The organism is Caballeronia terrestris (assembly GCF_001544515.1).
GTDB lineage: Bacteria > Pseudomonadota > Gammaproteobacteria > Burkholderiales > Burkholderiaceae > Caballeronia > Caballeronia terrestris.
This window is the reverse complement of sequence record NZ_FCOL02000001.1, coordinates 54,025-80,588: the sequence shown is the minus strand read 5'-3', so window position 1 is coordinate 80,588 and position 26,564 is coordinate 54,025. Positions and strand designations below refer to the sequence as shown.

At 65.5% G+C, this 26,564-nt stretch carries 27 protein-coding genes and 1 riboswitch; of the genes, 15 read left to right on the top strand and 12 right to left on the bottom strand.

The window, feature by feature from the left end:
• The first annotated feature begins 12 nt into the window (after positions 1-12).
• Positions 13-597 (top strand): vWA domain-containing protein, encoded by a 585-nt coding sequence (locus AWB67_RS00375; protein ID WP_087654512.1) that lies wholly within the window; start codon positions 13-15, stop codon positions 595-597.
• Here the strand turns inward: AWB67_RS00375 and cobJ are convergent.
• The 4 genes from cobJ to cobG are packed head-to-tail and all read right to left on the bottom strand — an operon-like array spanning position 573 to position 4,780.
• Positions 573-2,231, bottom strand: a complete 1,659-nt coding sequence (cobJ, locus tag AWB67_RS00370) for a precorrin-3B C(17)-methyltransferase (RefSeq protein ID WP_200822142.1) — start codon at positions 2,229-2,231, stop codon at positions 573-575. The two genes, AWB67_RS00375 and cobJ, sit on opposite strands and share 25 nt — an antisense overlap.
• Complete coding sequence (locus AWB67_RS00365; protein WP_087654250.1) at positions 2,219-2,947, bottom strand: precorrin-2 C(20)-methyltransferase; 729 nt, start codon at positions 2,945-2,947, stop codon at positions 2,219-2,221. The genes cobJ and AWB67_RS00365 overlap by 13 nt, the downstream gene beginning before the upstream one ends.
• Positions 2,944-3,570 (bottom strand): precorrin-8X methylmutase, encoded by a 627-nt coding sequence (locus tag AWB67_RS00360; RefSeq protein ID WP_087654249.1) that lies wholly within the window; start codon positions 3,568-3,570, stop codon positions 2,944-2,946. The genes AWB67_RS00365 and AWB67_RS00360 overlap by 4 nt, the downstream gene beginning before the upstream one ends.
• Positions 3,563-4,780: a precorrin-3B synthase gene (gene cobG, locus AWB67_RS00355; protein ID WP_327365039.1), complete on the bottom strand. Its 1,218-nt coding sequence runs from the start codon at positions 4,778-4,780 to the stop codon at positions 3,563-3,565. Before cobG ends, AWB67_RS00360 begins: the two co-directional genes overlap by 8 nt.
• 137 nt (positions 4,781-4,917) lie before the next feature.
• Positions 4,918-5,095, bottom strand: a riboswitch (cobalamin riboswitch).
• Positions 5,096-5,191: 96 nt separating this feature from the next.
• Here cobG and cbiE point away from each other — a divergent pair.
• Genes cbiE through AWB67_RS00330 form a run of 5 tightly spaced genes read left to right on the top strand, consistent with a single transcriptional unit; the run spans position 5,192 to position 9,365 of the window.
• Positions 5,192-6,388: a precorrin-6y C5,15-methyltransferase (decarboxylating) subunit CbiE gene (cbiE, locus tag AWB67_RS00350; protein ID WP_087654247.1), complete on the top strand. Its 1,197-nt coding sequence runs from the start codon at positions 5,192-5,194 to the stop codon at positions 6,386-6,388.
• Positions 6,388-7,485, top strand: coding sequence for a cobalt-precorrin-5B (C(1))-methyltransferase (locus tag AWB67_RS00345; protein ID WP_087654510.1), 1,098 nt, complete (start codon positions 6,388-6,390; stop codon positions 7,483-7,485). The genes cbiE and AWB67_RS00345 overlap by 1 nt, the downstream gene beginning before the upstream one ends.
• Positions 7,482-8,237, top strand: coding sequence for a cobalt-precorrin-6A reductase (locus AWB67_RS00340; RefSeq protein ID WP_087654246.1), 756 nt, complete (start codon positions 7,482-7,484; stop codon positions 8,235-8,237). Before AWB67_RS00345 ends, AWB67_RS00340 begins: the two co-directional genes overlap by 4 nt.
• Complete coding sequence (cobM, locus tag AWB67_RS00335) at positions 8,234-8,959, top strand: precorrin-4 C(11)-methyltransferase (RefSeq protein WP_087654245.1); 726 nt, start codon at positions 8,234-8,236, stop codon at positions 8,957-8,959. The genes AWB67_RS00340 and cobM overlap by 4 nt, the downstream gene beginning before the upstream one ends.
• Before the next feature lie 4 nt (positions 8,960-8,963).
• Positions 8,964-9,365: a DUF4186 domain-containing protein gene (locus AWB67_RS00330; protein WP_087654244.1), complete on the top strand. Its 402-nt coding sequence runs from the start codon at positions 8,964-8,966 to the stop codon at positions 9,363-9,365.
• A gap of 43 nt (positions 9,366-9,408) precedes the next feature.
• Here AWB67_RS00330 and AWB67_RS00325 read toward each other — a convergent pair whose 3' ends face one another.
• The gene (locus AWB67_RS00325) at positions 9,409-10,173 is read right to left on the bottom strand and encodes a TerC family protein (protein WP_087654243.1); all 765 of its coding nucleotides are present in this window, start codon (positions 10,171-10,173) and stop codon (positions 9,409-9,411) included.
• 679 nt (positions 10,174-10,852) lie between these two features.
• Between AWB67_RS00325 and AWB67_RS00320 the strand changes: the two genes are divergently transcribed.
• From AWB67_RS00320 to AWB67_RS00290, 7 genes are all read left to right on the top strand, one after another.
• A complete protein-coding gene (locus AWB67_RS00320) occupies positions 10,853-11,569 on the top strand; it encodes an ABC transporter permease (RefSeq protein WP_087654242.1) in 717 nt (238 codons plus the stop codon).
• Between the two features lie 77 nt (positions 11,570-11,646).
• Entirely contained in the window at positions 11,647-12,492 is an 846-nt protein-coding gene (locus tag AWB67_RS00315; protein ID WP_235025001.1) for a glycine betaine ABC transporter substrate-binding protein, read from the top strand.
• A gap of 12 nt (positions 12,493-12,504) precedes the next feature.
• Positions 12,505-13,158, top strand: a complete 654-nt coding sequence (locus AWB67_RS00310) for an ABC transporter permease (RefSeq protein WP_087654240.1) — start codon at positions 12,505-12,507, stop codon at positions 13,156-13,158.
• Positions 13,155-14,336 carry an osmoprotectant ABC transporter ATP-binding protein OsmV gene (locus AWB67_RS00305; protein WP_087654239.1) on the top strand — a complete coding sequence of 394 codons (1,182 nt, stop codon included), beginning with the start codon at positions 13,155-13,157 and terminating at the stop codon, positions 14,334-14,336. The genes AWB67_RS00310 and AWB67_RS00305 overlap by 4 nt, the downstream gene beginning before the upstream one ends.
• A 147-nt stretch (positions 14,337-14,483) precedes the next feature.
• Positions 14,484-15,623: an OpgC domain-containing protein gene (locus AWB67_RS00300; RefSeq protein WP_087654238.1), complete on the top strand. Its 1,140-nt coding sequence runs from the start codon at positions 14,484-14,486 to the stop codon at positions 15,621-15,623.
• A 54-nt stretch (positions 15,624-15,677) separates the two neighbouring features.
• Entirely contained in the window at positions 15,678-16,646 is a 969-nt protein-coding gene (locus AWB67_RS00295; protein WP_087654237.1) for an alpha/beta hydrolase, read from the top strand.
• 54 nt (positions 16,647-16,700) lie between these two features.
• A complete protein-coding gene (locus AWB67_RS00290) occupies positions 16,701-16,874 on the top strand; it encodes a DUF1328 family protein (protein WP_087654236.1) in 174 nt (57 codons plus the stop codon).
• A gap of 4 nt (positions 16,875-16,878) precedes the next feature.
• Here AWB67_RS00290 and AWB67_RS00285 read toward each other — a convergent pair whose 3' ends face one another.
• From AWB67_RS00285 to eat, 4 genes are read right to left on the bottom strand one after another with little or no spacing between them, the layout of a single operon-like run.
• Positions 16,879-17,892, bottom strand: a complete 1,014-nt coding sequence (locus AWB67_RS00285) for a helix-turn-helix domain-containing protein (RefSeq protein ID WP_087654235.1) — start codon at positions 17,890-17,892, stop codon at positions 16,879-16,881.
• Between the two features lie 56 nt (positions 17,893-17,948).
• Entirely contained in the window at positions 17,949-18,746 is a 798-nt protein-coding gene (eutC, locus tag AWB67_RS00280; protein WP_087654509.1) for an ethanolamine ammonia-lyase subunit EutC, read from the bottom strand.
• Positions 18,746-20,122 (bottom strand): ethanolamine ammonia-lyase subunit EutB, encoded by a 1,377-nt coding sequence (locus AWB67_RS00275; RefSeq protein WP_087654234.1) that lies wholly within the window; start codon positions 20,120-20,122, stop codon positions 18,746-18,748. The genes eutC and AWB67_RS00275 overlap by 1 nt, the downstream gene beginning before the upstream one ends.
• A gap of 33 nt (positions 20,123-20,155) precedes the next feature.
• On the bottom strand, positions 20,156-21,559 hold the full coding sequence (gene eat, locus AWB67_RS00270) for an ethanolamine permease (RefSeq protein WP_087654233.1): 1,404 nt from the start codon (positions 21,557-21,559) through the stop codon (positions 20,156-20,158).
• Positions 21,560-21,776: 217 nt separating this feature from the next.
• Between eat and mnmH the strand changes: the two genes are divergently transcribed.
• The gene (gene mnmH, locus AWB67_RS00265) at positions 21,777-22,844 is read left to right on the top strand and encodes a tRNA 2-selenouridine(34) synthase MnmH (RefSeq protein WP_087654232.1); all 1,068 of its coding nucleotides are present in this window, start codon (positions 21,777-21,779) and stop codon (positions 22,842-22,844) included.
• Between the two features lie 25 nt (positions 22,845-22,869).
• Complete coding sequence (locus tag AWB67_RS00260) at positions 22,870-23,925, top strand: permease (RefSeq protein WP_087654231.1); 1,056 nt, start codon at positions 22,870-22,872, stop codon at positions 23,923-23,925.
• A 48-nt stretch (positions 23,926-23,973) separates the two neighbouring features.
• Here AWB67_RS00260 and AWB67_RS42955 read toward each other — a convergent pair whose 3' ends face one another.
• From AWB67_RS42955 to AWB67_RS00250, 3 genes are read right to left on the bottom strand one after another with little or no spacing between them, the layout of a single operon-like run.
• Positions 23,974-24,108 (bottom strand): hypothetical protein, encoded by a 135-nt coding sequence (locus tag AWB67_RS42955; protein WP_268807956.1) that lies wholly within the window; start codon positions 24,106-24,108, stop codon positions 23,974-23,976.
• Positions 24,086-25,087 (bottom strand): cytochrome d ubiquinol oxidase subunit II, encoded by a 1,002-nt coding sequence (cydB, locus tag AWB67_RS00255; protein WP_087654230.1) that lies wholly within the window; start codon positions 25,085-25,087, stop codon positions 24,086-24,088. The genes AWB67_RS42955 and cydB overlap by 23 nt, the downstream gene beginning before the upstream one ends.
• Positions 25,088-25,090: 3 nt before the next feature.
• The gene (locus AWB67_RS00250) at positions 25,091-26,503 is read right to left on the bottom strand and encodes a cytochrome ubiquinol oxidase subunit I (RefSeq protein WP_087654229.1); all 1,413 of its coding nucleotides are present in this window, start codon (positions 26,501-26,503) and stop codon (positions 25,091-25,093) included.
• Between the last annotated feature and the right edge of the window lie 61 nt (positions 26,504-26,564).

Below are 26,564 nucleotides of genomic sequence, written 5' to 3'. Positions count from 1 at the left end.
GAAAGCCGTTCGATCGATTGGACGCGCACGCTGCACGCGAAGCGCAACGCGCGCCTCGACACAGAGCATCTGCGCTTTCGCCGCAAACGTGGCGACGCCGCCGCGCTGCATTGCTTCGTGCTCGATTGCTCGGGGTCGATGCTGGCGGGCAAACGCCTCGCGCTCGCGAAGGGCCTGCTCGTCGCGCTCTTCGATCGCGCGTATCGCGAACGCGCGGAGGTCGCGCTGGTGTGTTTCGGCGGTGGGCAGGCCGAAGTGCGTCGTCAGCCGGGCGCGTCGCATTGGTGGAACGAGCACTGGGTCGCGCCGATCGGCGGCGGAGGTGGCACACCGCTCACGCTGGGCGTGCGCGCGGCGGGCAACGTGCTCGCGCGCGCGGCGCGGCGCAAGCCGGCGCAGGAGCGTTGGCTGTGGTTGCTAACCGATGGCCGCACGCGCGATACGCCGGAGCGTCCTGGTGATGCGCACCGCATCGTCATCGTCGATTTCGAGAACGAAGCGGTGCGGCTCGGGCGGTGTCAGTTGCTGGCGATTGCTTGGGATGCGGAGTACGGCAGTGCGGGGGAGATCGCCTACTCGTACCAGCGCGGCGTATAAATCCACTCGCTATGTTCATCGCGAGGAACACCGCGAGTCGTCGATGATCCGACGATTACCATCGTGCGCATATCGACCTGATCGGAGCGAAGCGCTTCGAGCGTCGTCGTGGTGAGCGCTTCGCCCGGCCGGCCGACATCGCGTCCGAGCACGACCCGCGTCCCGTTTGCACGATACTCGCGCACGATCTCGAGCGCGCGGTCTAGCTGCCACGGCCGCGCGCGCGACACCGGGTTGTAGAACGCCATCACGAGATCGGCCTGCGCTGCGTGCCGCAGACGCGTTTCGATGATCGACCAAGGCTTCAAATTATCCGAGAGCGACAGCATGCAGAAGTCGTGGCCGAGCGGCGCGCCCGCGCGTGCCGCCGTCGCGAGCGCGGCCGACACGCCCGGCACGATCGCGAGTTCGACGCTCGTCCACGCGCGCTCATGGTCGAGCGCTTCGAGCACGGCGGCGGCCATCGCGAACACGCCCGGATCGCCCGACGAAACCAACACGACCTTGCGCCCCTCGCGCGCGAGTTCGAACGCGTGGCGCGCGCGCTGCATCTCCTCGCGATTGTCGGTGCCGTGCACGCGTTGCTCCGCGCGAAACGGGCCGGCCATGCGCACGTAGGTGTCGTAGCCGAGGATGTCGTCGGCTTCGGCGAGCGCTTGCTTGGCCGCGGGCACCATGAGTTCCGCGCAGCCTGGGCCGAGGCCGATCACGGTGAGCTTGCCGCGCGCGCGGCCGATGCTCGACGCATCGACGGGCTTCGTGGCGACCAGCAGCACGATGTCCTGCGATTCGAGCGTTTCCGTCGCATCGACAACGCCCGACGCATCGCCGAAACGCAGCGGCACGTCGAGCGAGCGCGCGGCTTGGGCGAGCGGTTGCGAGGCCATATCGCGCGACGGCGCAAGCAGAACCGCAAGCGATTGCTGCGCGATCCCATGCTCGCGCAACGCGACGCGCACGCGTTCCGCAATGCCATCGCGCGCAACATCGCCGACCCACGCGACCACACTGCGCGGATGAATCAACAAATCGCCCTCAGAGCCGCTCGCACGCGGACTCACGCGAATCGCAAGGCGCGCGTCATCGTTACGCGGCAGATCGATCGCGTCGAGCCACGGCGCCTCGCCTTCGATGCGCGTCGTTTCGCCCGCCAGCAAGTCGGAGACGAAGCGCTTGCCTTCTTCGATATCCGCCAGCGCGTAACCCGTCGGCGGATTCAGCAGGCACGTGCCGAAGCGCAACTCGCCGCTCGTCGTGATCGCGGGCGCTATGCCGAGCGCCGTCGCGATTTCTCGGGCCATCGCGTTGACGCCGCCAAGCCCGCCGACGAGCGGTACGACCGCGCTGCCATCAGCGGCCACGGCGAGCACCGGCGGTTCCGCGCCCTTATCGGCAAGACACGGCGCGATTGCACGAATCACGATGCCCGCCGAGCACAGCACGACGATCGGCGTGTTCCGCGCGTACAGTTCGCGCAGATGCTCGCCGAGTTCGCTGAACGCGATATCGGCCTGAACGCGGCCCGCGAGCCCATGCACCTTCGAACCTGAAAACACCGCCTGAATCCGCCGCGCCGTATCGAGCGCACCCGTCCCGAGCACGACGATCGCGACTTCTGCGTTCACGCCCGCCATTTTTCCCCCGGCACTACGAGCAGCGAAAAATACGGCGACGCCATCGGATCGACTTCATCGAGCGGAACGATGCGCTGGTTCGCCATCGTCGCTCGCTCGACGTACAGCGCGCGCTTGGCCAGCCCAAGTTCGGCGAGCACGCGCCGCACCTTCGCGAAGTTGCGCCCGAGCTTCATCACGACAGCCGCATCCGACGCTTCCAGTCGCCGCCGCAATTCATCCTCCGGCAATACGCCCGACAGCACCGATAGACTCTGGTTGCGATACACGAGCGGCGCGCCGAGCACGGCGACCCCGCCGAGCATCGAGCACACACCCGGCACGACTTCGGCATCGAAGCGCGCCGCAAGCCGGTCGTGCAGGTACATGTACGAGCCGTAGAAGAACGGATCGCCTTCGCAGATCACGGCGACGTCGCGGCCCGCTTCGAGATGATCCGCGATCGCGAGCGCCGATTCGTCGTAGAACGCGCTGATGATCGTCTCGTAGCAAAGCGGTGGTTCGAGCGCTTCGGTCGTCACCGGATAGACGAGCGGCAGGCGCGTCTGCGCGTCGCCGAGATGCGTTTCGATGATGCCGAACGCGTTGCCCTTCTTCCCCTTCGCGACGAAGTACGCGATCACCGGCGCCGATTTCAGCAGGCGCAGGGCTTTCACCGTAATCAGTTCCGGATCGCCCGGACCGACGCCGAGACCGTAGAGACGTCCGCTCATCATTCGGCCTCCGTGGCGAGCGCGTTGACGGCGGCGGCGGCCATCGCGCTGCCCCCGCGCCGCCCTCGCAGCGCGACGAACGGCACGCCGCGGCTGTCGGCGGCGAGCATCGCCTTCGATTCCGCCGCGCCGATGAAACCGACCGGAAAGCCCAGGATCAGCGCGGGCTTCGGCGCGCCGGCATCGAGCAGGTCGAGCAGGTGGAAGAGGGCGGTCGGCGCATTGCCGATCGCGACGACGCTGCCTTCCAGATGCGGTAGCCACAGCTCGACCGCCGCCGCCGAGCGCGTGTTGCAGAGCGCGCGGGCGCGTTCCGGCACCGACGCATCGGCGAGCGTGCAGATCACGCGGTTGTCCGCCGGCAGCCGCGCGCGCGTGATGCCTTCGGCGACCATGCGCGCGTCGCAGAGAATCGGCGCGCCGTTCGCGAGCGCCTTGCGGCCCGCGGCGCCCGCGCCCGGCGAGAAGCGCAGGTCATCGATTGCATCGACCATGCCGCACGCGTGGATCACGCGTACCGCCAGCTTTTCGAGGTCGTCGGGGATCGCGGCGAGATTCGCTTCGGCGCGGATCGTCGCGAACGACTGGCGATAGATCTCCTGTCCATCGCGGATGTAGTCAAGCATCGGTTGTGCTCCGGGCGAGCCAGTCGGCTGCCTCTTCGATCGTGATGTTATGGGCGACGCAGCGGCCGAAGTGCGACGCATCCGGCTGCATGGCGTGCTGGTAAAGGTCGTAGCGGCCGGGCGCGACGGCGAGAAGCGTGTTCTCCACGCGATGCGCCGCCGCGCACGAACGCGTGCAGCCGCTCAGGTGGACTTCGCCGGCATGCGCAGGGAGGCGTTGCGCGAGTTGCAGCGCGTCGGCTTTGGTATCGGCCTGACTGCGCCCGCAGCCCGGCGACCCCGCGCACGCGATCAGGCGCGCGAGCGGATCGCTTGCGTCGGTGGCGAGACCGAGCGACTGAAGCGTGTCGAGGACAGCCGGGGCATCGTCGTGCGCGATGCCGGGCAAAAGTACGCTTTGCCACGGCGTCATTTGCAAAATTCCCGAGCCTTTCGATGCCGCGAGATGTGCCAGCGCATGCAGATTCGACACCGTGAGACGCCCGAGCGGCGGCTGCGCGCCTACATACATTGAAGCGTCGCCCGCCTGAAAGTGCGCGCCAAGACGCAGCGACGGATCTGCGGCAGCGTGGCGCCATGTTCGAACGTCACGCGTGAAAGGTACGTCGAGCGCACCGAGCAGTTGATCGAGCGGCAAAGTGTCGAGCAGATCGCGCATGCGCGCCTGCTCCGGCGCGGCGAAATCGATAAACGCATGCAGCAACGCAGCGGCGAGCGCCACGACCTGCGCGCGCCCGACCGCACCGATCGGCATATCGACCGGACATCCCGCGAGCCCGAACGCGAAGCGCTCGCCGTCGTCCATCGACGCGAACCAGATGTCGTGCGGATGATCGAGCATCGCAAGCCGCTCGCCGCCATCGACGAGCAGCGCGAATTTCGGCGACAGCGCATGCAGCCGCGTATCGCGCTGCATGCCATCGACGATTTGCGCAGCAAGCGCCCGCGTCTCGTCCGAAGCGATCGGGCTCAGCATGACGTTGCGGATATCGTCGGCGCTAGGCGTCGCGGGGCCGAGGCCGGCATCGAGCAGCAACGCGACGATGCCGTCATCGCGCACGCCGCGCAACTGCAGGTTCGCGCGATTGGTCACCTCGATCACGCCGGACGCGTGACGCGCGGCGGCATCGGCGACGGCATGCGCGGCGGCGGCACTCAGCTCGCCGCCCATCAGACGAATGCGGCAGAGTCCGCCATCGCGCGCGGGCACGATACGCGCGAGCCCCGGACACGCGGAAGCCCGGGGTGCTAATAGCGCATGCGAAGCGGATGAATGAGTGCTCAAAGCGTGACCCGTGTGGGCTCGCGCGGTAATTGCGGTATCGGTACACCCCGCCCGATCGGCATGCGCAAGCACTCTCGTCGGCAGGTCTCTTGGCTGGCAGGTCGCCATCCGTGCCGGCCTTCCCGGTATAAACCAGTGGCAGTGGAGCGCGGACTCGCTGCGTACAATTGCGGGGGCAGCCACAGTTTTGCTGTGTTCCCTGTTAGGCCCGAATCGGGCACCGACGAACGAGGTATTATGCCCGCTTTTAGCGCCTGTCAGACCCCTTCGGCGTCTCGCGGCGAGGCACGGGATGCGGCTCTCAGTCGTGGACAAATCGAAATCGAGGATCGACGGATGTCACCCTGGCTGACCGTGGTCGGAATCGGAGAGGATGGCTGGGCGGGCATCTCACGCGATGCGCGCCGCGCGCTGCTCGCAGCCGACGCCGTCTATGGCGGCGAGCGTCATCTCGCGCTTTTGCCGCCGCGCATTCGCGCGCGTCGCGTCGCGTGGCCGAAGCCGTTTTCGATCGAGCCCGTGCTGCGTGAGCGTGGCCGCACCGTCTGCGTGCTTGCGAGCGGCGATCCGATGCTGTTCGGCGTCGGCGCGACGCTCGCGCGGCATCTGACCGTCCGCGACCTTCGCGTGCTTCCCGCGCCTTCGTCGATCTCGCTCGCGGCCGCGCGCCTGCAATGGGCGTTGCAGGACGTGGTGAATGTTTCGCTCGTCGGGCGGCCGCTCGCGTCGCTCAACGCCCAGCTTCATCGCGGCGCGCGCCTCATCGTGCTCAGCAGCGACGGCGCGACGCCCGCCGCGATCGCCGCGCTGCTTACCGCGCGCGGCTTCGGCGCGAGCCGGATCAGCGTGTTCGAGCATCTCGGCGGCGCGGACGAACGCCGCATCGACGCGCGCGCCGACGACTGGACGCATCCGTCGGTCGCGGCCTTGAACCTCGTCGCGATCGAATGCCGGGGCGAGCACGCGGGCCTGTCGCTCACGCCCGGCCTCCCCGACGACGCCTATCGCCACGACGGCCAGCTCACCAAGCGCGACGTCCGCGCGATTACGCTCGCGCGCCTGGCTCCCGCGCCGCGAGAATTGCTGTGGGACGTCGGCGCGGGCTGCGGCTCGATCGGCATCGAGTGGATGCGCGCGCATCCGTCGTGCCGCGCGATCGCGATCGAAGCGAACCACGGCCGGCAGCGCCTGATCGAACACAATCGCGATGCGCTCGGCGTGCCGGGGCTGCAGCTCGTCGAGGGCGAAGCGCCCGCCGCGCTGGACGGCCTCCCCGCGCCCGACGCGATCTTCATCGGCGGGGGCGTGACGGTGCCGGGCGTGCTCGATGCCTGCTGGTCGCGCCTGCGCGAAGGCGGGCGGTTGATCGCCAACGCGGTCACGATCCAGAGCGAAGCCGTGCTGTTCGCGTGGCGCGAGCAGCACGGCGGCGAACTGACGCGCATCGGCGTCGCGCAGGCCGAGCCGCTCGGCGCGTTCGATACGTGGCGCCAGGCCCTGCCGATCACCCTGCTGCACGCGCGCAAGCCATGATGCGTGACGAGACGCCCGAACAGCCCGCGACGCTGAGGAGCGGCTACACCACCGGCAGTTGCGCAACCGCGACGAGCCTCGCGGCCGCGCGGCTCCTTTTGTGCGGCGAGGCGAGCGAGCGGGCGGAGATCACGCTGCCGAAGGGACAAGTGGTCGAGATGGCGCTCGTGTACTGCCGGCTTTCGACGGGCGACAGCGAGCTCGCGGAAGCAGCCACCGTCAAGGACGCCGGCGACGACCCCGACGTCACGCACGGGGCGATCGTATTCGCGCGCGTGCGGCTCGCGACGAAACCGGGCGTGCGGTTTTTCGCGGGGCAGGGCGTCGGCACGGTGACACGCGCGGGGCTGGCACTCGCGATCGGCGAACCGGCGATCAACCCCGTGCCGCGCACGATGATGACCGGTCATCTCGAAGCGATCGCGCGCGAATTCGGCTTCACCGGCGGCTTCGACGTGACGATCGGCGTCGAGGACGGCGAGGCGCTCGCGCAGAAAACGATGAACCCGCGGCTCGGGATCGTCGGCGGCTTGTCGATACTCGGCACGACCGGCATCGTCCGGCCGTTTTCGTGCTCGGCGTATATCGCGTCGATCCATCAGGGCATCGACGTCGCGCGGGCCAACGGCCACACGCACATCGCCGCGTGCACCGGCAACCAGAGCGAGGACGCGATGCGCGCGCGCTACGCGATGCCGGACATCGCGCTCGTCGAGATGGGCGATTTCGTGGGCGCGGTGCTCAAGCATTTGCGGCGCGCGCCGGTCGAGAAGCTCAGCATCTGCGGCGGCTTCGGGAAGATGAGCAAGCTCGCGTCGGGTCACATGGATCTGCACAGCCGCACGTCGAGCATCGATCTGCCGCAACTCGCTGTCTGGGCCGCCGATGCAGGCGCGAGCGGCGCATTGCAGGCGTCGATCCGTGCGGCGAACACGAGCCAGGAGGCGCTTTTGCTCGCTCGCGCGAACGGCATCGCGCTCGGCGACATCGTTTGTGCGCGGGCGCGCGGAGTCGCGCTCGACGTGGTGCCCGGAGGCATCGACGTGGAGACGTTCGCGATCGACCGGCAAGGGCGCATCGTCGGGGCCGCGCCTTGAAGCGCGTCCTGCTGATCGGGGGCACCGGCGACGCGCTCATCATCGCGCGGCGGCTCGGGCCCGCGCACGTCTACAGTCTCGCGGGACTCGGGCGCGTGCCGGGCGATTTGATGTGCGGCGTGCGCGTCGGCGGATTTGGCGGTGCTTCGGGCCTTGCCGCGTTCGTTCGGGAGCAGGGCATCGGCTTGATGATCGACGCGACGCATCCCTACGCCGCGCAGATGAGCCGCAACGCGTGCGAGGCGAGCGCGCTGACCGGCGTGCCGTGCTGGGCGATCCGGCGGGCCGCGTGGCAGCCGCAACCCGGCGACGACTGGCGCGACGCCGCCCGCTGGAGCGATGTGATCGAGCGAATCGCGCTGTATCGACGAGTGCTCTGGACGCTCGGGCGCGAGCCGCTCGCGCATCTCGACGAGATTCCGCCGTCGCAGCACTGGACGATCCGCTGTCTAGACGCGCATCCGGGCAACGCGCGCGCGACGGTCATCGGCGCGCGCGGGCCATTTTCGATCGAGGGCGAGCGGGCGCTGTTCGATGCCCATCGAATCGATGTCGTGGTCAGCAAGAACAGCGGCGGCGGCGCGACCGAGGCGAAGCTCGCGGTGGCGCGCGAATTGCGCGTGCCGGTCGTGATGTTGCAGCGGCCGGTCTTGCCGCCCGCGACCCGCGAATTCGACGGTACGTCCGCCTCGTTGCAAGCGCTCGCGCAATGGCTCGATCCCGATCAACCTCTCACGAAAGCCTCTGTATGACGGTCTATTTCATCGGCGCCGGGCCGGGCGATCCCGAACTCATCACCGTCAAAGGGCAGCGGCTGATCCGCTCGTGCCCGGTGATCCTGTTCGCCGGTTCGCTAGTGCCGGAAGCGGTTTTGGCGGGGCATCGCGCGGAAACGGTGGTCAACACGGCCGAACTCGATCTCGACGCGATCGTCGCGCTGCTTCGGGACGCGCACGCGAAAGGACAGGATGTGGCGCGCGTGCATTCGGGCGATCCGTCGCTCTATGGCGCGATCGGCGAGCAGATTCGTCGGCTGAATGCGCTTGCGATTCCGTATGAAATCGTGCCGGGAGTGACGGCGACGGCGGCGACCGCTGCGACGCTCGGGTGCGAACTCACGCTTCCCGGCATCTCGCAGACGGTGATCCTCACGCGCTATGCCACGAAGACGTCGATGCCCGAAGGCGAAGCGCTCGCCGACCTCGCCCGACACCGCGCGACGATGGCGATTCACCTCGGCGTGCGGCATATCGAGCGGATTGTTGCTGATCTGATTCCGTATTACGGGGTGGATTGTCCGGTGGCGGTGGTGTTTCGCGCGAGCTGGCCGGATGAGGAGAAGGTGATCGGTATGCTCGGGGATATCGGGGGGAAGGTGCTATCCAAGGGGATCGAGCGGACGGCGTTGATCGTCGTCGGGCGGGTGCTGGATGCGGAGGGGTTTGCGGATTCGTCGTTGTATCGGAAGGCGTAGCGCGATGCGCGATCTCGATTCGCTGTTCGAGGCCCTGAAGAAGTCGGCGTTTCGCAGGCGCTTCCGGCTGGGGGCGCGCGAGTTGGCTTATTTACACGAGAAGGGGCTTCCGGAGGTGACGGCCCATGCACGCGACTTGATCGACAAGCGGCTCGCGCCCGAAGCGCCGCCGAACGACGGCAAGCAGACGCCGTTTCGCGGCCACCCGGTTTTCATCGCGCAACACGCGACGGCGACGTGCTGCCGGACCTGTCTTGCGAAATGGCACGGGATCGGAGCGGGAAAGGCGCTGGATGAGGCAGAGCGCCAACACGTCGTCGGCGCGATCGGGCGATGGTTGCGGGAAGAGGCGAAGCGGGAGGGCGAGCAGCGCAAGGCGGCGCGGCAGGGGGAGTTGCAGTTTTGATGAGGGCGCTGGCGATTCGGGTGCATCGACAGCGCCCTTCACATCACGCGTCGCGCGAAGCGCTCTCGAGGCGCGCCCGCTTCGTCTTCGCCCTCCGCGACAGCATATTCAACCCTTCAACCAGCGCCGAGAACGCCATCGCCGCGTAGATGTAGCCTTTGGGCACGTGCGATCCAAACCCTTCCGCGATCAGCGTCATCCCGATCACCAGCAGGAACCCGAGCGCCAGCATCACGATCGTCGGATTACGCTCGATGAACCGCGACAGCGGCCCCGCCGCGAACAGCATCACCGTCACCGCTGCGATCACAGCGATAAACATGATCGGAATGTGTTCGGTCATGCCGACCGCCGTCACGATGCTGTCGATCGAAAACACTAGGTCGAGCACCAGAATCTGCCCGATCGCCGACATCGGCGAAAGACCCGCAGATTTAGCATCGGAACCGCCCACGTCGTCATCATGCGCGACGTGATGATGAATTTCCTTCGTCGCCTTCCACACGAGAAACACACCGCCCGCGATCAGGATCAAGTCGCGCCACGAGAAACCGTGTCCGAATGCTTCGAAGATCGGCGTCGTGAGGCGCACGATCAGCGCGATCGTGCCGAGCAACCCGAGCCGCATGATCAGAGCGAGCCCGATGCCGATTTTCTGCGTGCGCGCGCGATGCTCGGGCGGCAGTTTGTTCGTGAGAATCGAGATGAAGATCAGGTTGTCGATGCCGAGCACGACCTCCATCACGACGAGGGTTGCGAGGGCGGCCCAGGCGGCGGGATCGCTTGCCAGTGCAAGGAAATAGTCCATGTGGTGCGTTCGAAGTGACGTTGAGTTGCGGTATGTTCAGCGATGCGGGCAGCGCTGTCGAGGGCCGCCGATGATACTTGACGACACGCGACGATTGTAAGGTTAATGAAAAGATAAGAGAGATGGCGTTGAAAAAAGTTCTCGACGCTTGAAAACTCCTGCCGTCGCAAAGGTTGTTATTTCAAAAGGTGGACGCGGCCGTCTCAATTTTATATACTGCCGCCTCGCCAACAGAATCGCTGCAGTTTGAAGATAGTTGCGCGGGGTTCGCGTCAAAAAGCGCACACATGTGCCCGGACGCATCCAGAACCCGTGCTCATACGACCGGCGCATAAGCCTCACGGCGCCTGGTCCGTTCCTTGCAGAGCGCGCCGTAAGACCGGCTGCGGTCTCACTCATCGCCGTCCGCGTGACGGTGTCCTGCCCATCCCGGCAAATTTGGCATTCAGCATCGAGCCAACGCCGGGCGGGAACGGGTTTTCAGCTTCTGGCATGTGATGCATCGCCGGATGCCTGCGCCCCACGTTCGCGCCGATTCCATCGGTTCAGTCGCGCTGCCCCCGGCAGCCGCGGTTCAGTCGAACTTTTCCGCAGCGGTTTCGCGCATTTTCGCGACAGGCCGCCGCGTCGCATCGTCATGCCGTTCAGGCGATGCATCGAACAAGGAGACTCACGCTTCATGAATCATCGACCCATCAGGATCGCCGCCGCCGTGGCCGCGATCGGCATCGTCGTCGTGCTGCTTGCGCGTGCGGTCGGCGCCGACGCGTTCCATCAGTATCGCGACGACCTCGTCTACTACACCGCGCGGCATCTGGCCCTCGTCGGCTATTCGATGGCGCTCGCGCTCGTCGTCGGCGTGCCGGCGGGCGTGCTGCTCTCGCGGCCGTCGTTTTCGCGGCACGCCGAGCGCTTCATGCAGATCTTCAACATCGGCAACACGATTCCGTCGCTCGCGGTGCTCGCGATCGCGCTCGGCATCTTCGGTATCGGCGACCGTCCCGCGATCACGGCGCTCTTCCTCGCCTCGCTGCTGCCGATCACGCGCAACACGTATGAAGGCATGAAAGGCGTGTCGCCCGCGCTGCGCGAGGCGGCGCGCGGCATCGGCATGACGCCGTGGCAGTCGCTCACGCGCGTGGAATTGCCCAATGCGCTGCCGATCATGGTCGGCGGAATCCGCACGGCGCTCGCGATCAATGTCGGTAGCGCGCCGCTCGCGTACCTGATCGGCGCCGACAGCCTCGGCACGCTGATCTTCCCCGGCATCTACCTGAACAACCAGCAGCAAATGCTGCTCGGCGCCGCCGGCACGGCTGTCCTCGCGCTCGCGCTCGACGCGATCGTCGCAGCGGGGAGCCGCCGTGCGCTCGCGCGCCGCGGGCTCGCAGCATGACGCCTGGAGATACCAAGATGATGAAAACTTCCAGATTCAGGCGCTGTCTTGCGCTCGCAGTCTTGCTCGGCGCGGCGATGCAGGCTAGTTCGGCCTATGCGGCCAATCTCGTGATCGGCGCGAAGAACTTTACCGAGCAGTACGTGCTCGCCGAAATCACGACGCAATACCTGCGCGCGAAGGGCTACACGATTGACGCGCGCACCGGCCTCGGCAGCGTGCTTCTGCGCAGCGCGCAGGAAAACGGCCAGATCGACGTGACGTGGGAATACACGGGCACGGCGGCGCTCGTCTACAACAAGATCACGGAAAAGCTCGATCCGAAGACTATGTATGAACGCGTCAAGGAACTCGATGCCAAACGCGATCTCGTGTGGCTGAACGCCTCGCCGCTGAATAACACGTATGCGCTCGGTTTGCCGCAGCAGGTCGCGGAAAAGACGGGCATCCGCACGATTTCCCAGCTCGCCGCGAAGATCAAGGCCGAGCCGGGCAAGAAGCACGTTTTCGCGATGGACGCCGAATTCGCGAATCGTCCGGACGGTCTGAAGCCGCTCGAAGCCGCCTACGGCATGGATTTCAGCCGCCCCGAAGTGCGCCAGATGGACCCGGGCCTTGTCTACACGGCGCTGCATAACGATCAGGTCGCGATCGGCCTGATCTACACGACCGATGGTCGCGTGAAGGGCTTCGACATCGTTCCGCTCGAGGACGACCGCCACTATTTCCCGGCCTACAACGCGACGCCCGTCGTCCGCAAGCCGATCCTCGATCAGAACCCGCAGCTTGCGGCACAGCTCAACGCGCTGTCGGCGGCGCTGAACAACGACGTCGTGCTGGATATGAACAAGCAGATCGATATCGACGGCAAGCCGGTGCCCGCCGTCGCCGCCGAGTTCCTGCGCACGCACAAGCTGCCTTAAAGGGACGGAACCATGAACGTATTCGACTATTTGTCGGCCAACTGGCCGGAACTGGTTCAACTCACCGTGCAGCACGTCTTTCTGGTGGGAATCGCAGTGGGCTGCGCGATTCTCGTCGGCGTGCCGCTCGGCATCTTCATCAGCCGTCACGAATGGCTGGCCGCGCCGATGCTCGGCGTCGCCACCGTGATCCTCACGCTGCCGTCGATCGCGCTCTTCGGCCTGATGATTCCGATCTTTTCGCGCTTCGGACAGGGCATCGGCGCGGTGCCGGCGATCGTCGCCGTGTTCCTGTACTCGCTCCTGCCGATCATCCGCAACACGTATCTGGCGCTGCGCAACGTCGATCCGGGCATCAAGGAAGCCGGCGTGGGCATCGGCATGACCTACTGGCAGCGGCTGCGCCTCGTCGATTTGCCGCTCGCCGTGCCGGTGATCCTCGGCGGCGTGCGCACGGCGGTCGTGATGAACATCGGCGTGATGACGATTGCGGCCGTGATCGGCGCGGGCGGGCTCGGCAGCCTGATCATTCGCGCGATCGGCCAGAGCAGCATGATGAAACTCGTTGTCGGCGCGGTGCTCGTGAGCCTGCTCGCGATCGTCGCCGATATGGCCCTGCAGGCGCTGCAGCGCCTTCTGACCCCCAAGGGAGTGCAAAAAGCATGATCGAACTCGACCAACTCACCAAGACTTTCACGCAAAAGGACGGCCAGAAAGTGACCGCCGTCGATTCCGTGAGCCTCTCCGTCGGCGAAGGCGAAATCTGCGTATTCCTCGGGCCGTCGGGCTGCGGCAAGACGACGACGCTCAAGATGATCAACCGCCTGATCGCGCCGAGTTCCGGCCGCGTGCTGATCAACGGCGAAGACACGATGTCGCTGAACGAAGTCGAACTGCGCCGGCACATCGGCTACGTGATCCAGCAGATCGGCCTTTTCCCGAACATGACGATCGAGGAAAACATCACGATCGTGCCGCGCCTGATGGGCTGGGACAAGAAGCGCTGCCGCGAGCGCGCGACCGAGCTGATGTCGATGGTCGCGCTCGATCCGAAGCTGTACCTGAAGCGCTATCCGAAGGAATTGTCGGGCGGGCAGCAGCAGCGCATCGGCGTGATTCGCGCGCTGGCGGCGGATGCGCCCGTGCTGCTGATGGACGAGCCGTTCGGCGCCGTTGATCCGATCAACCGCGAGTCGATCCAGAACGAGTTCTTCCAGATGCAGCGGCAACTGAAGAAGACCGTGATCATGGTGAGCCACGACATCGACGAGGCGATCAAGCTCGGCGACCGCGTCGCCGTGTTCAAGCGCGGCAAGCTCGTGCAGTACGACCATCCGGACACGCTGCTCGCGCATCCGAAGGACGAATTCGTCGGCGCATTCGTCGGCGCGGACAGCACGCTCAAGCGCCTGTTGCTGATCAAGGCTGGCGACGCCGCGACACAGCCCGAAACGGCGCGCGCGGAGACGCCGCTCGCGGCCGCGTACCAGATGATGGAAGAGAGCGACAACCGCTATCTGACCGTCCTCGGCGACGATCGTCGCGCGCTCGGCTACGTGCAGCGGCGCGTGGCGCGCAACGGACAGGGCGCGTGCGCCGAGCAGTTGCGGCCGTTCGCGAGCACGGTGTCCGTCGAGGACAATCTGCGGATCGTGCTCTCCAAAATGTATCAATTCAATTCATCGTGGATGCCCGTCATTGATGCGGATGGTCAATATGTGGGAGAAGTGACCCAGGATTCGATCGCCGATTACCTCAGTTCGGGCCGCTCGCGCCGCCAGACGGGGCAGGCGGCGATCGTTTCGCCAGCGGTGGCGGCGGCCGAGGCGGCGGCAAGTGTGTAAAAGCGTGAAACACCTTCGTGCGGCGTTCTGTATGTTGCAATGCGGCAATTAGGGTAAACTCCACCCTCTTCAGAGCCGCCTGTCGCACGCGGCTTCGCCTTGATTCCGCGCCTGTTTTTTGAGCAGGCGCCACGAGAAAGCCGCCGCATGCAGGGAAAATCTCAACGCTTCGCCGAACTCGACTTCTTTCGCGGTCTGGTTCTGCTGGTCATCGTCGTCGATCACATTGGCGGCAGCATGCTGTCGCGCTTCACGCTGCACGCGTTCGCGCTCAACGACGCCGCCGAAGTCTTCGTGTTCCTCGGCGGTTTCGCGACAGCGACCGCCTACGCGGCGCTTGCCGCGCGCCAGTCGGAAAGCGTCGCGCGCGGGCGTTTCTTCAAGCGTTCGTTCGAAATTTACCGCGCGTTCGTCGTAACGGCGGCGCTGATGCTGCTGGCCAGCTTCGTGCTGCGGCCCTTTTACGGCCACGCGCCGAATCTCGCGCTCCACGACCTCGACAGCCTCCTGAGCGCGCCGGTCGCCACCATCTCTGAGATCCTGCTGGTCCAGCGCCAGCCGTATCTCTCGGCCGTGCTGCCGATGTACGCGTTCTTCGCGCTCGCCGTCCCGCTGATCGTGCCGCTCGCGCGCTCGAAGCCGTGGCTGCTGCTGGGCGGGAGCGTCGTGCTGTGGGCGCTCGCGCCGCAACTGGGCGAATATCTCCCTTCCGTCGACGACAATCTCTGGGACTTCAACCCCGCCGCCTGGCAACTGATGTTCGTTCTCGGCGTGCTCGCGCGCTGCCAGCCGATCTACCAGCGGGTTTCGTCGAACCGGTTTGGTTGGGTGGTCAGCGTAGCGGCGGTCGCGGTCGTCGCGGGGATGGCTTACTACAAGCTGCTCGTGCTGCCGCCGGTCTTCGATAGCGACTTCAAGCGCAATCTTGCTGGCGCGCGTCTCGCGAACTTTCTGGCCGTCGCGTGGATCGCGGCTAATTTCGTGCGCTATGGCGTCGTGGCAAAGATCGCGGCGCGCCTGCCGTGGATCGGCGCGGTCGGCCGCGACGGGATGGTGTGTTTCGTCGCGGGGACGGTAATTTCGCTCGTCGTCGATTCGGTACTCTTCACGCTGACGGGCGGTCTGATCGACGTGCCACTCGGCCTCGCCGCCGATGCCGTCGCGATTTCGCTCTTGCTCGCCGTGCCGCAACTGCGCCGCCCGGTCCTGCACGCGATCAAGCCGAAGCCCGCGATTGCGCCGAAACCGGCGCTCGAAGGCGGCAATCGCGCCCGTAGCGTGCGTTGAATATTCATTAAAGCCGCGTTGTACAAAGCGCGGCTTTTTACTACTCGACGCTCCATGCCCTTCGCCCAACGTCTCGCGCCACGCGTTAAAAAGCTACTAACGGTCAGTTTCGCCGTCACCGGCGTGACGGTCGCCGCTTACGCGGCGCCGCAGGTTTCGTCGGCAGGGGCGAGCGGGACGATCGTAAAAAGCGGCATTGCACCAGCGAAGCAGGCAAAGCCGATCCCGCCCGTCATCACGTCGGCGGCAGGCAGCAAGATCGTCGCGCGGACGATGCACTCCGAAGCCCTCGATCGCGACTGGCCCTACGTCCTCTACCTGCCGCCCGGCTACACGGCGAACGGCGAGCGCTATCCCGTGCTGTATCTGCTGCACGGGAACAACGGCGACGCCTACGACTGGATCACGCAGGGTCGCCTGCAAAGCATCGTCGACGGCTTGATCGCGCGGCGCGAGATTCCGCCGCTCCTGATCGTGATGCCGCAGGGCGGAACCGACTGGTACGTCGACCGCAAAGAGCCGATCGAAACCGCGTTCTTCGAGGAACTGCTGCCGGAGATCGAAACGCAGTACGCCGTCGAGACGCAGCGCGAGGGCAGGGTGATCGGCGGGGTATCGATGGGCGGCTTCGGCGCGCTGCGCTACGCGATGTCGCGTCCGCAGCTCTTTTGCGGCGCGCTGCTGCTCGGCCCGGCAATCTATTCGGGCGATCCGCCGGTCGGCTCGGCGGCGCGCTACGTGCACGTGTTCGGTGAGCGTCAATTCGATCCGCGCATCTGGCGCTCGCTCAACTATCCGGCGCAATGGCAGGGATTCATCGGCGGCGGATATCGCGTGCCGATGTTCATCGCCGCCGGCGACGACGACCTGCGCATCCAGGCCGAAGCCTCGCAGCTGTACACACACCTGCGCGAGGCGCATCAGCCGGCGGAATTGCGCATCATCGATGGCGGCCATACATGGGCCGTGTGGAGCGCTGTGTTAGCGGAAGCGCTCAAATACACGCTGGCCTGCACGCGCTGAACGGGCACATGCCTTGCTTGAACCATCGACTTCAATCAAAAAAATGGATTCGTCATGCTCAAGCTCGCTATTCTTTTCGCGATCATCTCGGTGATCGCTGGTTTCTTCGGCTTCGGACGAGTGTCGTCTGGCGCTGCTGGCATCGCGAAGATTTTCTTCTTCATCTTCCTGGTGCTGTTCGTGATCTTCCTGATCGTCGCGATTTCGGCCGGGTCGCTCGTGTTGTGACGTCCTACGCTGCGCGCACGCCGATGGCGTCGCGCAGCGTGTCCGACGGCCTTTCGCCGAATAGCTTCCGGTAATCCGCCGAAAACTGGCTCAGATGCCAGAATCCCCACGCCGCGGCGACGTCCTGCACGCTGACGGCCTTGACCCTAGCTCCTTCCCGCAATGCCCGCCGCACGCCGTTCAGCCGAATCGCGCGCAGGTACGCGACCGGCGTCATCCCGTAAAACTCCTGGAAGCAGTACTGCAGCATCCGGCGGCTCACGCGCAATTGCGCGCACAGCTCGGGCACGGCGACGGGCCGGTCACGATGCGCAAGCACATAAGCGCGCGCCTCCCCGACGATCCACTTGCGATGCGGTTTCGGCGCGAGCGGCGCCGGATGCGCGCGATCGGTCACGCACAAGTCGAAGAGCGACGCGAGAATTTGTGACTGAAGGTTGTCGCGCGCGGCGGGGGAAAGCGGCATCGACGCATGCGGGGTATCGGCGAGGATCGCGTTCAGTGCCGCGCAGAGCCGCGCCTTGCGCGCACTGCCGATTGACATGCTCTCATCGGCGAAGAGCAGTTCGCCCGACGCGATGTGCTCGACTTCCGACGCATGCCGCAGCAGCACCGAACGCTTCACCACGATCCCGAAGATGCGATAGCGCGCTGGCGTCACGAGTTCGAACTCGACGCTGCCGGGCTTGAACGCGAGCGCGTCGGCGGCGATCGCGCGCGCGCCGATCCGGCCGCAGTCGGTATCGCCCGCCGGGATGCCGAACCAGTACGCGTCGGGCCGCACTTCGCAGGTCTGACGCAGCGCGTGGCTCGTGCTCTCGGCGAAGAGATGCACGTGATCGAGGCAGAGTTCGGTGAGCGCGCCTTCGAAGGCGCCGGGCGTCAACTGGTCGTACTCCTGCGTCCAGCCGGCGATGGCGCGCGCCTGGTCGTTCGCATCGTGGACGACGCGGCTCTCGACACAGAACGGGCCGCGCCATGCGGTGTCCTGCGCGTCGGGATCGGCGGGAGAGGTCATGGCGGGTGCGGATCGTGGATGCGCAATGCGCCGACTATAGCCCGCCAAAATATCGGTCAATTTTCGAGCGCGTCCGGTTTCGGGGACGTCGCGAGCAGTGAGTCGCTTTCGTCCTTCAGCCCGACGCCGGTCAGTTTCAGCCGGCGCGCTTCGTTCAGCAGGTAGTGCAACTTGAACGCGGCCGGTTCATACGCCAACCCCTCCGGACGCACGTTCGAGATGCAGTTGCGCTCGGCGTCGCTGCGGCCGGTGCGCGGCTCGTAGGTCAGGTAGATGCCGAGGCTGTCCGGCGAACTGAGCCCCGGCCGCTCGCCGATCAGCACGACGACGATCCTCGCCCGTAAAAGCTCACCGATGCCGTCTCCGAGTGCGACGCGCGCCTGCGTCGCGACGACGACCGGGCCGATGCGCCAGCCGTCGAGCTTTGGGCGCAGCGTCGTGAGGAACGGCACGGCGTGGCGCGCGGCGGCGAACGCGGACAGTCCGTCCGCGACGACGAACACGATTTCCGGCGGCTCACTTACCGCTTCGGCGTGACCGGCGATCGACGCCGCGCTCGCGTCGCACAGCTTGCGGCCCAGATCGGGCCGGCGCAGATAGTGATCGCGATCCGGCGCGGCGCTCGCGGCATCGAGCGTCTCGAAACCGGCCGCGCGCAACGCGTCGTGCAGGGCGGCGGTATCGAGCGGCTGGTGGACGGCGTCGCGCGCCTGCGCATGCGACAGATTGAACGCGAGGAGCGGCGCGGTCGGCAGACTGCTGCCCGCGCGCCCCAGCGCGATGCGCGCGTTCGTGAAACGGCGCAGCGCATCCCACGGGTTTTCATCGACGGGATGCGCGGGCTGGTCGTTCATCACGCGTTCATCCATTCGATCAGCGGTTGCGTCGCCTGGGTGACGAGCGAGCCGCGCGTGTCGGTGATCCGCATCGATTCGAGCCACGCCTCGAATTCCGGCGCGCGCTTCAGGTCGAGCACGCGGCGCACGTAGAGCGCGTCATGGAACGACGTGCTCTGATAGTTGAGCATCACGTCGTCGGCGCCGGGGATGCCCATGATGAAGTTGACGTTCGCCACGCCGAGCAGCGTGAGCAGCGTGTCCATGTCGTCCTGGTCGGCTTCGGCGTGGTTCGTGTAGCAGATGTCGCAGCCCATCGGCACGCCGAGCAGCTTGCCGCAGAAGTGATCCTCCAGACCCGCGCGGATGATCTGCCGCCCGTCGTACAGATATTCCGGACCGATGAAACCGACCACCGTGTTCGTCAGAAGCGGCTCGAACTTGCGCGCGACCGCGTAGGCGCGCACCTCGCACGTCTGCTGGTCGACGCCGTGGTGCGCGTTCGCCGAGAGCGCGCTGCCCTGGCCTGTCTCGAAATACATCAGGTTGTCGCCGACGGTCCCGCGCTTCATCGACAACCCCGCCAAGTGCGCCTCCCGCAAAAGCGCGAGCGACACGCCGAAACTCGCGTTCGCCTTCTCCGTGCCGGCGATCGACTGGAACACGAGATCGACCGGCGCGCCTTTTTCGATCGCGGCGATCGTGTTGGTGACGTGCGTGAGCACGCAGGATTGCGTCGGCACGTCGTAGCGCTGGCGGAATTCGTCGATCATCACGAGCAGGCGCGTGATCGCCGCGAGCGAGTCGGAGGCCGGATTGATGCCGATCACGGCGTCGCCGCAGCCGTACATCAGGCCGTCGAACATCGAGGCGGCGATGCCCTTGGCGTCGTCGGTCGGGTGGTTCGGCTGCAGGCGCACCGACATGCGTCCCGGTAGCCCGATCGTGTTGCGAAAGCGCGTGACGACCGGCCGCTTCTTCGCCGCGAGAATCAGGTCTTGATTGCGCATCAGCTTCGATACCGCCGCGACCAGCTCCGGCGTGAGGCCCGCCGTGACGCCGACGAGCGCGTCGGTGCCGGTGCTGTCGGCGAGCAGCCAGTTGCGGAAATCGCCAACCGTCAGATGCGAGATCGGCGCGAAAGCCTCAGGAGAATGATCGTCGACGATGAGGCGCGTGACTTCGTCGTCCTCGTACGGTATCACCGCTTCGTTCAGGAACGTGCGCAGCGGCACGTCCGCAAGCGCCATTTTCGCGGCGACGCGTTCCTCCTCCGTCGCCGCGGTCACGCCCGCGAGCTGATCGCCGGAACGCAGCGGACTCGCCTTCGCCAGCAGCGTCTTCAAGTCGTCGAAGCGGTACGTTCGCGCACCGATGGTCTCGTGATAGGTCATCGCGCCTCCTTGCTCTTCACGACGATTTTGCGCTCAGTCTTCGAGCAGCGCATCGGCGGGCGCGATGTCGCGCTGATGCCGCGTCGCGAGGAAATACACATAGCCGAGCGCGAGGAACGCGGCGAACACGAACGCGACGAGCAAGTTGAAGTAGATCATCGTCGCGAGGCACACGACGGCCGCGCCCAGCGCGAACGCCGGAAACACCGGAAAGAGCGGCGCCTTGAACGGCCGCTCCATGTTGGGCTGCGTTTTGCGCAGCTTGAAGAGCGACATCATGCTGATGATGTACATGACGATCGCGCCGAACACCGACATCGTCACGATGTTCGCCGTGAGCGTCTGGCCGCCGAACTGGATCAGGTTGTCGCTGTAGATCGCCGCGATGCCGACCACGCCGCCCGCGATGATCGCGCGATGCGGCGTCTTGAAGCGCGGATGCACCTTCGCGAGGAACTCCGGCAGATAGCCCGCGCGGGCCAGCGCGAAAATCTGCCGCGAATAACCGAGGATGATGCCGTGAAACGACGCGACGAGCCCGAAGAGCCCCAGCCACACGAGCATGTGCAGCCAGCCACTGTTATCGCCGACGATGAACTTCATCGCTTGCGGCAGCGGGTCGTTGATGTTCGCGAGCTTGGTCCAGTCGCCGGCCGCGCCCGCGAACACCATCACGCCGATCGCGAGCAGCACGAGCGTGATGATGCCCGCGACGTAGGCGATCGGAATCGAGCGCTTCGGATTTTTAGCTTCCTCGGCCGCCATCGCGACGCCTTCGATCGCGAGAAAGAACCAGATAGCGAACGGAATAGCCGCGAACATGCCGGTGAACGAGCCGACCGAGAAGGTGTCGGAGCCGGACCAGCCTCCCTTGACGAAATTCGCCCACTGGAACCCCGGCGCCACGACGCCCATGAACACGAGCAGCTCGAAAATCGCGAGCAGCGTGACGACGAGTTCGAACGTCGCCGCGATCTGCACGCCGACGATATTGAGCGCCATGAACACGAGATACGCGCCCATCGCCGCGTGCTTCGGATCGAGGCCGGGGAATTGCACGTGCAGATATGCACCGATCGCGAGCGAGATCGCGGGCGGCGCGAACACGAATTCGACGAGCGTCGCCGCCCCCGCGATATAGCCGCCGACCGGCCCGAACGCCTGCCGCGCGTAGGCGAACGGGCCGCCCGCGTGGGGAATCGAGGTCGTGAGTTCGGTGAAGCTGAAGATGAACGTCGTGTACATCGCCGCGATGAAAAGCGCGGTCACGACGAAGCCGAGTGTGCCCGCACCCGCCCAGCCGTAACTCCAGCCGAAGTATTCGCCGGAGATCACGAGGCCCACGGCAATGCCCCAAAGCTGCCAGGTGCCGAGCGTTTGCCTCAATTCGTGATGGCTGACGACGCCCGCATGCTGATTCGTCGATTGCGTGCTCATGGGAAGGCTCCCGTGAAAGGTGAGTGGAGTGCGCCGCTGGCGACGCGGAAATCCACTGTAGTGAGCCAAAAAGGCGAGGCGTTATCGAAAATCGGCACGAATTTGCGGGATTTTCGTCGGCAATCTGTAATATTCGACGGCGGCGCGGCCCGGTCGGCAAAATGCTCGCATGCGATAATTCGGGTCCCGATCCATTGCTGTACGACGCGCCGCCACCTTGAAAAACCTGCTTGCAAACCTGAGCCGCATCACCGACTTCGACGAGATCGTCGATGTCCGCACGCCGCTCGAATTTGCCGAAGACCACATTCCTGGCGCGCTCAACGCGCCCGTCCTTTCCAACGAGGAACGCGTGATCATCGGCACGATGTACAAGCAGGTGTCGCCGTTCGAAGCGACGCGCGTCGGCGCGGCGATGGTCGCGCGCAACATCGCACATCATCTCGATACGACCTTCGCGGATCGTCCACGGAACTGGAAGCCGATGATCTATTGCTGGCGCGGCGGCAAGCGTTCCGGCTCGATGACGACGTGGTTCAACCTGATCGGCTGGCAGGCGCGACAGCTCGAAGGCGGCTACAAGACCTATCGGCGCGCGACGCTCGAATTGCTTGAAACGTTGCCGCGGCGCTTTCGCTATGTCGCGCTCGTCGGGCACACCGGCAGCGGCAAGACGCGGCTGTTGCAGGCATTGTCTGAGGCGGGCGCCCAGGTGCTCGATCTCGAAGCGCTCGTCGCGCATCGCGGGTCGCTGCTCGGCGCGTTGCCGGGCGAGCCGCAGCCGTCGCAGAAGGGCTTCGATTCCGCGCTTGCCCAGGCGTTGCGCGGCTTCGACGTGACGCGGCCCGTATTCGTCGAGGCGGAGAGCCGGCGCATCGGTGCGATCACGCTGCCCGAGTCGCTATTGACCACGTTCCATCAAGCTGCGTGCGTCGAGGTCGAAGCGAGCCACGACGACCGCATCGCGTTCCTGCTGCAGGACTACGGCCATCTCTTCGACGAACCCGCGTTCTTCAAGGAGCAGTTGTCGAAGCTGATCGGGTTGCATAGCCGCGAGCGCGTGACGCGCTGGCATCGGCTGATCGACGAAGGCGCGCGCGCTGAACTGTTCGCAGAATTGATCGACTTGCACTACGATCCCGCTTATGCGCGCAGCAGCGGGGCGCATTTCAGCGAACTCGCCCGCGCGACGCACATGCTGTTTCGTCCGAACGATGCCGACAGCGTCGAGCAGGCGCGCTCGCTTCTCGCGCAACTGAATGAAACGGTCGCCGTGATCGGCTGACTTTCCGCAACATCACCACCTGAAAATCATGAGCACCATTCGACAACCGCGTTTCGCACTGGGCATCGTCACGTTCGTGCTGATCGCCGTGATCGGCCTCTTCTACGTGAAGTGGTTCCCGTACTACAACCGCGCGTTCGTCGCGGCGAGCCAGCATTCGATCGGCAAGTCGATCCTGATGGGCACCGCCGCCAGCGCGCCTGCGCCGTCGTTGCAGGCGGCGCTCGACTACGCGCTCGCGTACGGCAAGGCGATCTGGCAGGCGATGGTGCTCGGCCTGTTGCTCGGCTCGGCCGTGCAGGCGCTGATTCCGCCGCAGTGGGTGGCGCGCGCGCTCGGACGCAGTGATTTCGGCAGCGTCGTGAACGGCGGGCTGATGTCGCTGCCGGGGATGATGTGTACGTGCTGCGCGGCGCCGGTCGTCGCGGGGCTGCGCGCGCGCCAGGCGGCGCCGGGTGCGGCGATCGCGTTCTGGCTGGGTAATACGGTTTTGAATCCGGCTGCGCTGATTTTTATGGGCTTCGTGCTCGGCTGGCACTGGATGGGTCTGCGGCTCGTGCTTGGCGTGCTGATGGTGTTCGGGCTCGGCTACGCCGTGAACCGGATGGTGACGGCGAAGGAAGCGGAGGCATCGCGCGATGCGCTGCGGGAGATGATCGACGAAGAAGCGCCGGGCAATGCGTTTTCGCGCTGGCTGAAGATTCTCGGGCGTATGACGTTGCGGCTCGTGCCGGAGTACATCGTGCTCGTGCTGTTGCTCGGCGCTGCGCGCGCCTGGCTGTTTCCGCATATCGGGCCGGACGTCGATAACAGCCTGTTGTGGATCGTCGCGTTTGCGGTGGCGGGGATGCTTTTTGTGATCCCCACCGCTGGCGAAGTCCCAATCATTCAGGCGATGCTCTCGCTCGGCATGGCCGCAGGCCCCGCCGGGGCGCTCTTGATGACATTGCCGCCGATCAGTGTGCCGTCGCTGGTTATGTTGGGGAAGTCGTTTCCGAGGCGCGTGCTGGCGTTCGTTTCGGTGGCCGTTGTTGGGTTCGGGGTTTTGGCCGGGGTGCTTGCCGTGTCCTTGGGCTTTTAGAGAATCACACCGTTTGATGCGCTGAGGCGCATCAAACGGTGTCGAAAGCTAAGTGCCCGCTCGGATGAGCAACTTGAACGGCAGGGCCAGCAGCATCGCCCCGCCGACTCCGCCGACCCAGAGCGCCACGAACCAGAACACCTGCGCGAAGCGTGCTCGCTTAATGATAGTGATGTTCGCCATGTCGCACCTTCCCTCTGAATACCCAATATCCCAGCGTGGTGTAAGCCACGATCACAGGCAAAATCACCGCCGCCCCGACGATAGTGAACAACTGACTCGATCGCGGCGCCGCCGCATCCCACAGCGACACGCCGGGCAGAACTTCATGCGGTGAAATGCTCACCACGAGCCCGACGAATCCCAGCAGCACGAATCCGAGCGCCATCACGAACGGCCGCGTCTCGTGCTTCGATCGAATCGAGCGCCGCATGATCCACGCGCAGGCAACGACCAGCACAGGCACCGGCAGCAGCCGATAAAACAGCGGCGAATCGAACCAGCGCACCGCGATGCCCTGATCCTGAAACGGCGTCCAGACGCTGACGACGGCGATCGTCGCAAGCTGCAGTACCGTGAGCGGCCACACGATGCGGTAAAATCGCCGCTGCAAATCGCCCTCGGTCTTCGCGATCAGCCAGCAGCAACCAAGCAACGCATAAGTCACGACGAGCGCGCCCCCCGTGAAGATGCTGAACGGCGTGAACCAGCTGAAGGCATCGCCGGAGAAGCGGCCGTCGGTCGTCTGGATGCCGTCGAGGAACGCGCCCAATGCCACGCCCTGAAAGAACGTCGCCCCCGCCGATCCGCCGATGAACGCGAGGTCCCAAAGATGCTTCGTGCGCGACGCCTTCGCACGAATCTCGAACGACACGCCGCGAAAGATCAGGCAGACAAGCATCAGCACGAGCGGCAGATAAAGCGCCGACAGCACCGTCGAATAGAGCATCGGGAACGCTGCGAACAACCCCGCGCCGCCGAGGACGAGCCACGTCTCGTTGCCGTCCCAGACGGGCGCGACGGTGTTCATCATGACGTCGCGGTCGTGTTCGTCGGGGAAGAGCGGAAACAGGATGCCGATGCCGAGGTCGAAGCCGTCCAGCACGACATATAACAGCACGCCCAACGCGATGATCGCGGCCCAGGCCAGAGTGAGATCCATGAATTACGCTCCTTCGATCGATTGTGTGACAGCGCTCAACGGGCGCCGCGCGGTGTGATTGGCGTCGTCGAGCACGGGCGCGGGCGTTGTGGAGCCGGGCAGCGCCGGTCCGTGCTTCAGCAGCTTGAGCAGGTAGTAGATGCCGGTGCCGAACACAACCGTGTACACGATCACGAACACGAAGAGCGACACGCCAACCTGCTGCGCGGTCACGGGCGACACGGCATCGGCGGTGCGCATCACGCCGTACACGACCCACGGCTGGCGGCCGACCTCCGTCGTCACCCATCCGGCGAGCAGCGTGATGAAGCCGGTCGGACCCATCGCGAGGGCGAAGCGCTGAAACCAGCGCGAGTCGTAGAGGCGGCCCTTGCGGCGCAGGAACCACGCTGCTACCGACAGCACGATCATCAGCACGCCCAGCCCCGCCATGATGCGAAAACTCCAGAAAACCACCGTCGAGTTCGGGCGATCTTCCTTAGCAAACGACTTCAGTCCGCGAATCTCGCCGTCCCAGCTATGTGTGAGGATCAGGCTGCCGAGATGCGGAACCGATACGGCGTATTTCGTCGTCTCGGCCTCCATGTCGGGGATGCCGAACAGGTTCAGCGCCGTGCCGCCTTTCTCGGTCTCCCACAGGCCCTCGATCGCGGCGATTTTCGCCGGCTGATGTTCACGCGTGTTGATGCCGTGCGCATCGCCGACGATCGCCTGCACCGGTGTCAGCACGAGCAGGAGCCAAAGCGCCATCGAGAACATCTTTTTGATCGCGGGGTCGCGGCGGCCCTTCAGCAGATGCCACGCGCCGGTCGCGGCCACGACGAGGCCCGCGACGATGAACGCCGCGATCGCCATGTGCGCGAGCCGATAAGGAAACGACGGGTTGAAGATGATCGCGAACCAGTCGACGGGCACGACGTGATCGCCTTCGATGCGAAAGCCCTGCGGGGTCTGCATCCAGCTATTGGACGCGAGGATCCAGAACGTCGAGATCAGCGTGCCGATCGCGACCATCAGGGTGGCGCCGAAGTGCGCCTTCCGGCCGACCTTGTTCCAGCCGAAGAGCATGATGCCGAGGAAGCCTGCTTCGAGGAAGAATGCGGTCATCACTTCATACGCGAGGAGCGGCCCCGTGATCGGCCCGGCGAAGCTGGAGAAGCCGCCCCAGTTGGTGCCGAATTCGTAGCTCATTACCACGCCCGACACGACGCCCATGCCGAACGCGACCGCGAAAACCTTCGACCAGAAGAGACACAGTTCCTTGTAGACGGGTTTGCCGGTCTTGAGCCAGGCGCCTTCCAGCACCGCGATGAAACTCGCGAGTCCGATGCTCAGCGCCGGGAAGATGATGTGGAACGAAACGGTAAATGCGAATTGGATTCGGGCGAGGTCCAGCGCTTCCGGAGTCGAATGCATGATGGTCTGGGCGCGTCGCGGCGGTACGCCGCGGCGCTATGGGATAAAGGGTTGCGGGCTT

Bases quoted from the DNA above. Each gene is read 5' to 3' on its own strand.
- AWB67_RS00285 (WP_087654235.1), bottom strand. From the start codon at position 17,892: ATGACCTCTCCCGCCGATCCCGACGCGCAGGACACCGCATGGCGCGGC.
- AWB67_RS00310 (WP_087654240.1), top strand. From the start codon at position 12,505: ATGAACGTATTCGACTATTTGTCGGCCAACTGGCCGGAACTGGTTCAA.
- cobM (WP_087654245.1), top strand. From the start codon at position 8,234: ATGACGGTCTATTTCATCGGCGCCGGGCCGGGCGATCCCGAACTCATC.
- cbiE (WP_087654247.1), top strand. From the start codon at position 5,192: ATGTCACCCTGGCTGACCGTGGTCGGAATCGGAGAGGATGGCTGGGCG.
- cydB (WP_087654230.1), bottom strand. From the start codon at position 25,087: ATGGATCTCACTCTGGCCTGGGCCGCGATCATCGCGTTGGGCGTGCTG.
- AWB67_RS00365 (WP_087654250.1), bottom strand. From the start codon at position 2,947: ATGATGAGCGGACGTCTCTACGGTCTCGGCGTCGGTCCGGGCGATCCG.
- AWB67_RS00275 (WP_087654234.1), bottom strand. From the start codon at position 20,122: ATGACCTATCACGAGACCATCGGTGCGCGAACGTACCGCTTCGACGAC.
- eutC (WP_087654509.1), bottom strand. From the start codon at position 18,746: ATGAACGACCAGCCCGCGCATCCCGTCGATGAAAACCCGTGGGATGCG.
- AWB67_RS00290 (WP_087654236.1), top strand. From the start codon at position 16,701: ATGCTCAAGCTCGCTATTCTTTTCGCGATCATCTCGGTGATCGCTGGT.
- eat (WP_087654233.1), bottom strand. From the start codon at position 21,559: ATGAGCACGCAATCGACGAATCAGCATGCGGGCGTCGTCAGCCATCAC.
- AWB67_RS00250 (WP_087654229.1), bottom strand. From the start codon at position 26,503: ATGCATTCGACTCCGGAAGCGCTGGACCTCGCCCGAATCCAATTCGCA.
- AWB67_RS00345 (WP_087654510.1), top strand. From the start codon at position 6,388: ATGCGTGACGAGACGCCCGAACAGCCCGCGACGCTGAGGAGCGGCTAC.
- AWB67_RS00300 (WP_087654238.1), top strand. From the start codon at position 14,484: ATGCAGGGAAAATCTCAACGCTTCGCCGAACTCGACTTCTTTCGCGGT.
- cobJ (WP_200822142.1), bottom strand. From the start codon at position 2,231: ATGGCGGGCGTGAACGCAGAAGTCGCGATCGTCGTGCTCGGGACGGGT.
- AWB67_RS00320 (WP_087654242.1), top strand. From the start codon at position 10,853: ATGAATCATCGACCCATCAGGATCGCCGCCGCCGTGGCCGCGATCGGC.
- AWB67_RS00325 (WP_087654243.1), bottom strand. From the start codon at position 10,173: ATGGACTATTTCCTTGCACTGGCAAGCGATCCCGCCGCCTGGGCCGCC.
- AWB67_RS00295 (WP_087654237.1), top strand. From the start codon at position 15,678: ATGCCCTTCGCCCAACGTCTCGCGCCACGCGTTAAAAAGCTACTAACG.
- AWB67_RS00305 (WP_087654239.1), top strand. From the start codon at position 13,155: ATGATCGAACTCGACCAACTCACCAAGACTTTCACGCAAAAGGACGGC.
- AWB67_RS00315 (WP_235025001.1), top strand. From the start codon at position 11,647: ATGCAGGCTAGTTCGGCCTATGCGGCCAATCTCGTGATCGGCGCGAAG.
- AWB67_RS00330 (WP_087654244.1), top strand. From the start codon at position 8,964: ATGCGCGATCTCGATTCGCTGTTCGAGGCCCTGAAGAAGTCGGCGTTT.
- AWB67_RS00360 (WP_087654249.1), bottom strand. From the start codon at position 3,570: ATGCTTGACTACATCCGCGATGGACAGGAGATCTATCGCCAGTCGTTC.
- AWB67_RS42955 (WP_268807956.1), bottom strand. From the start codon at position 24,108: ATGGCGAACATCACTATCATTAAGCGAGCACGCTTCGCGCAGGTGTTC.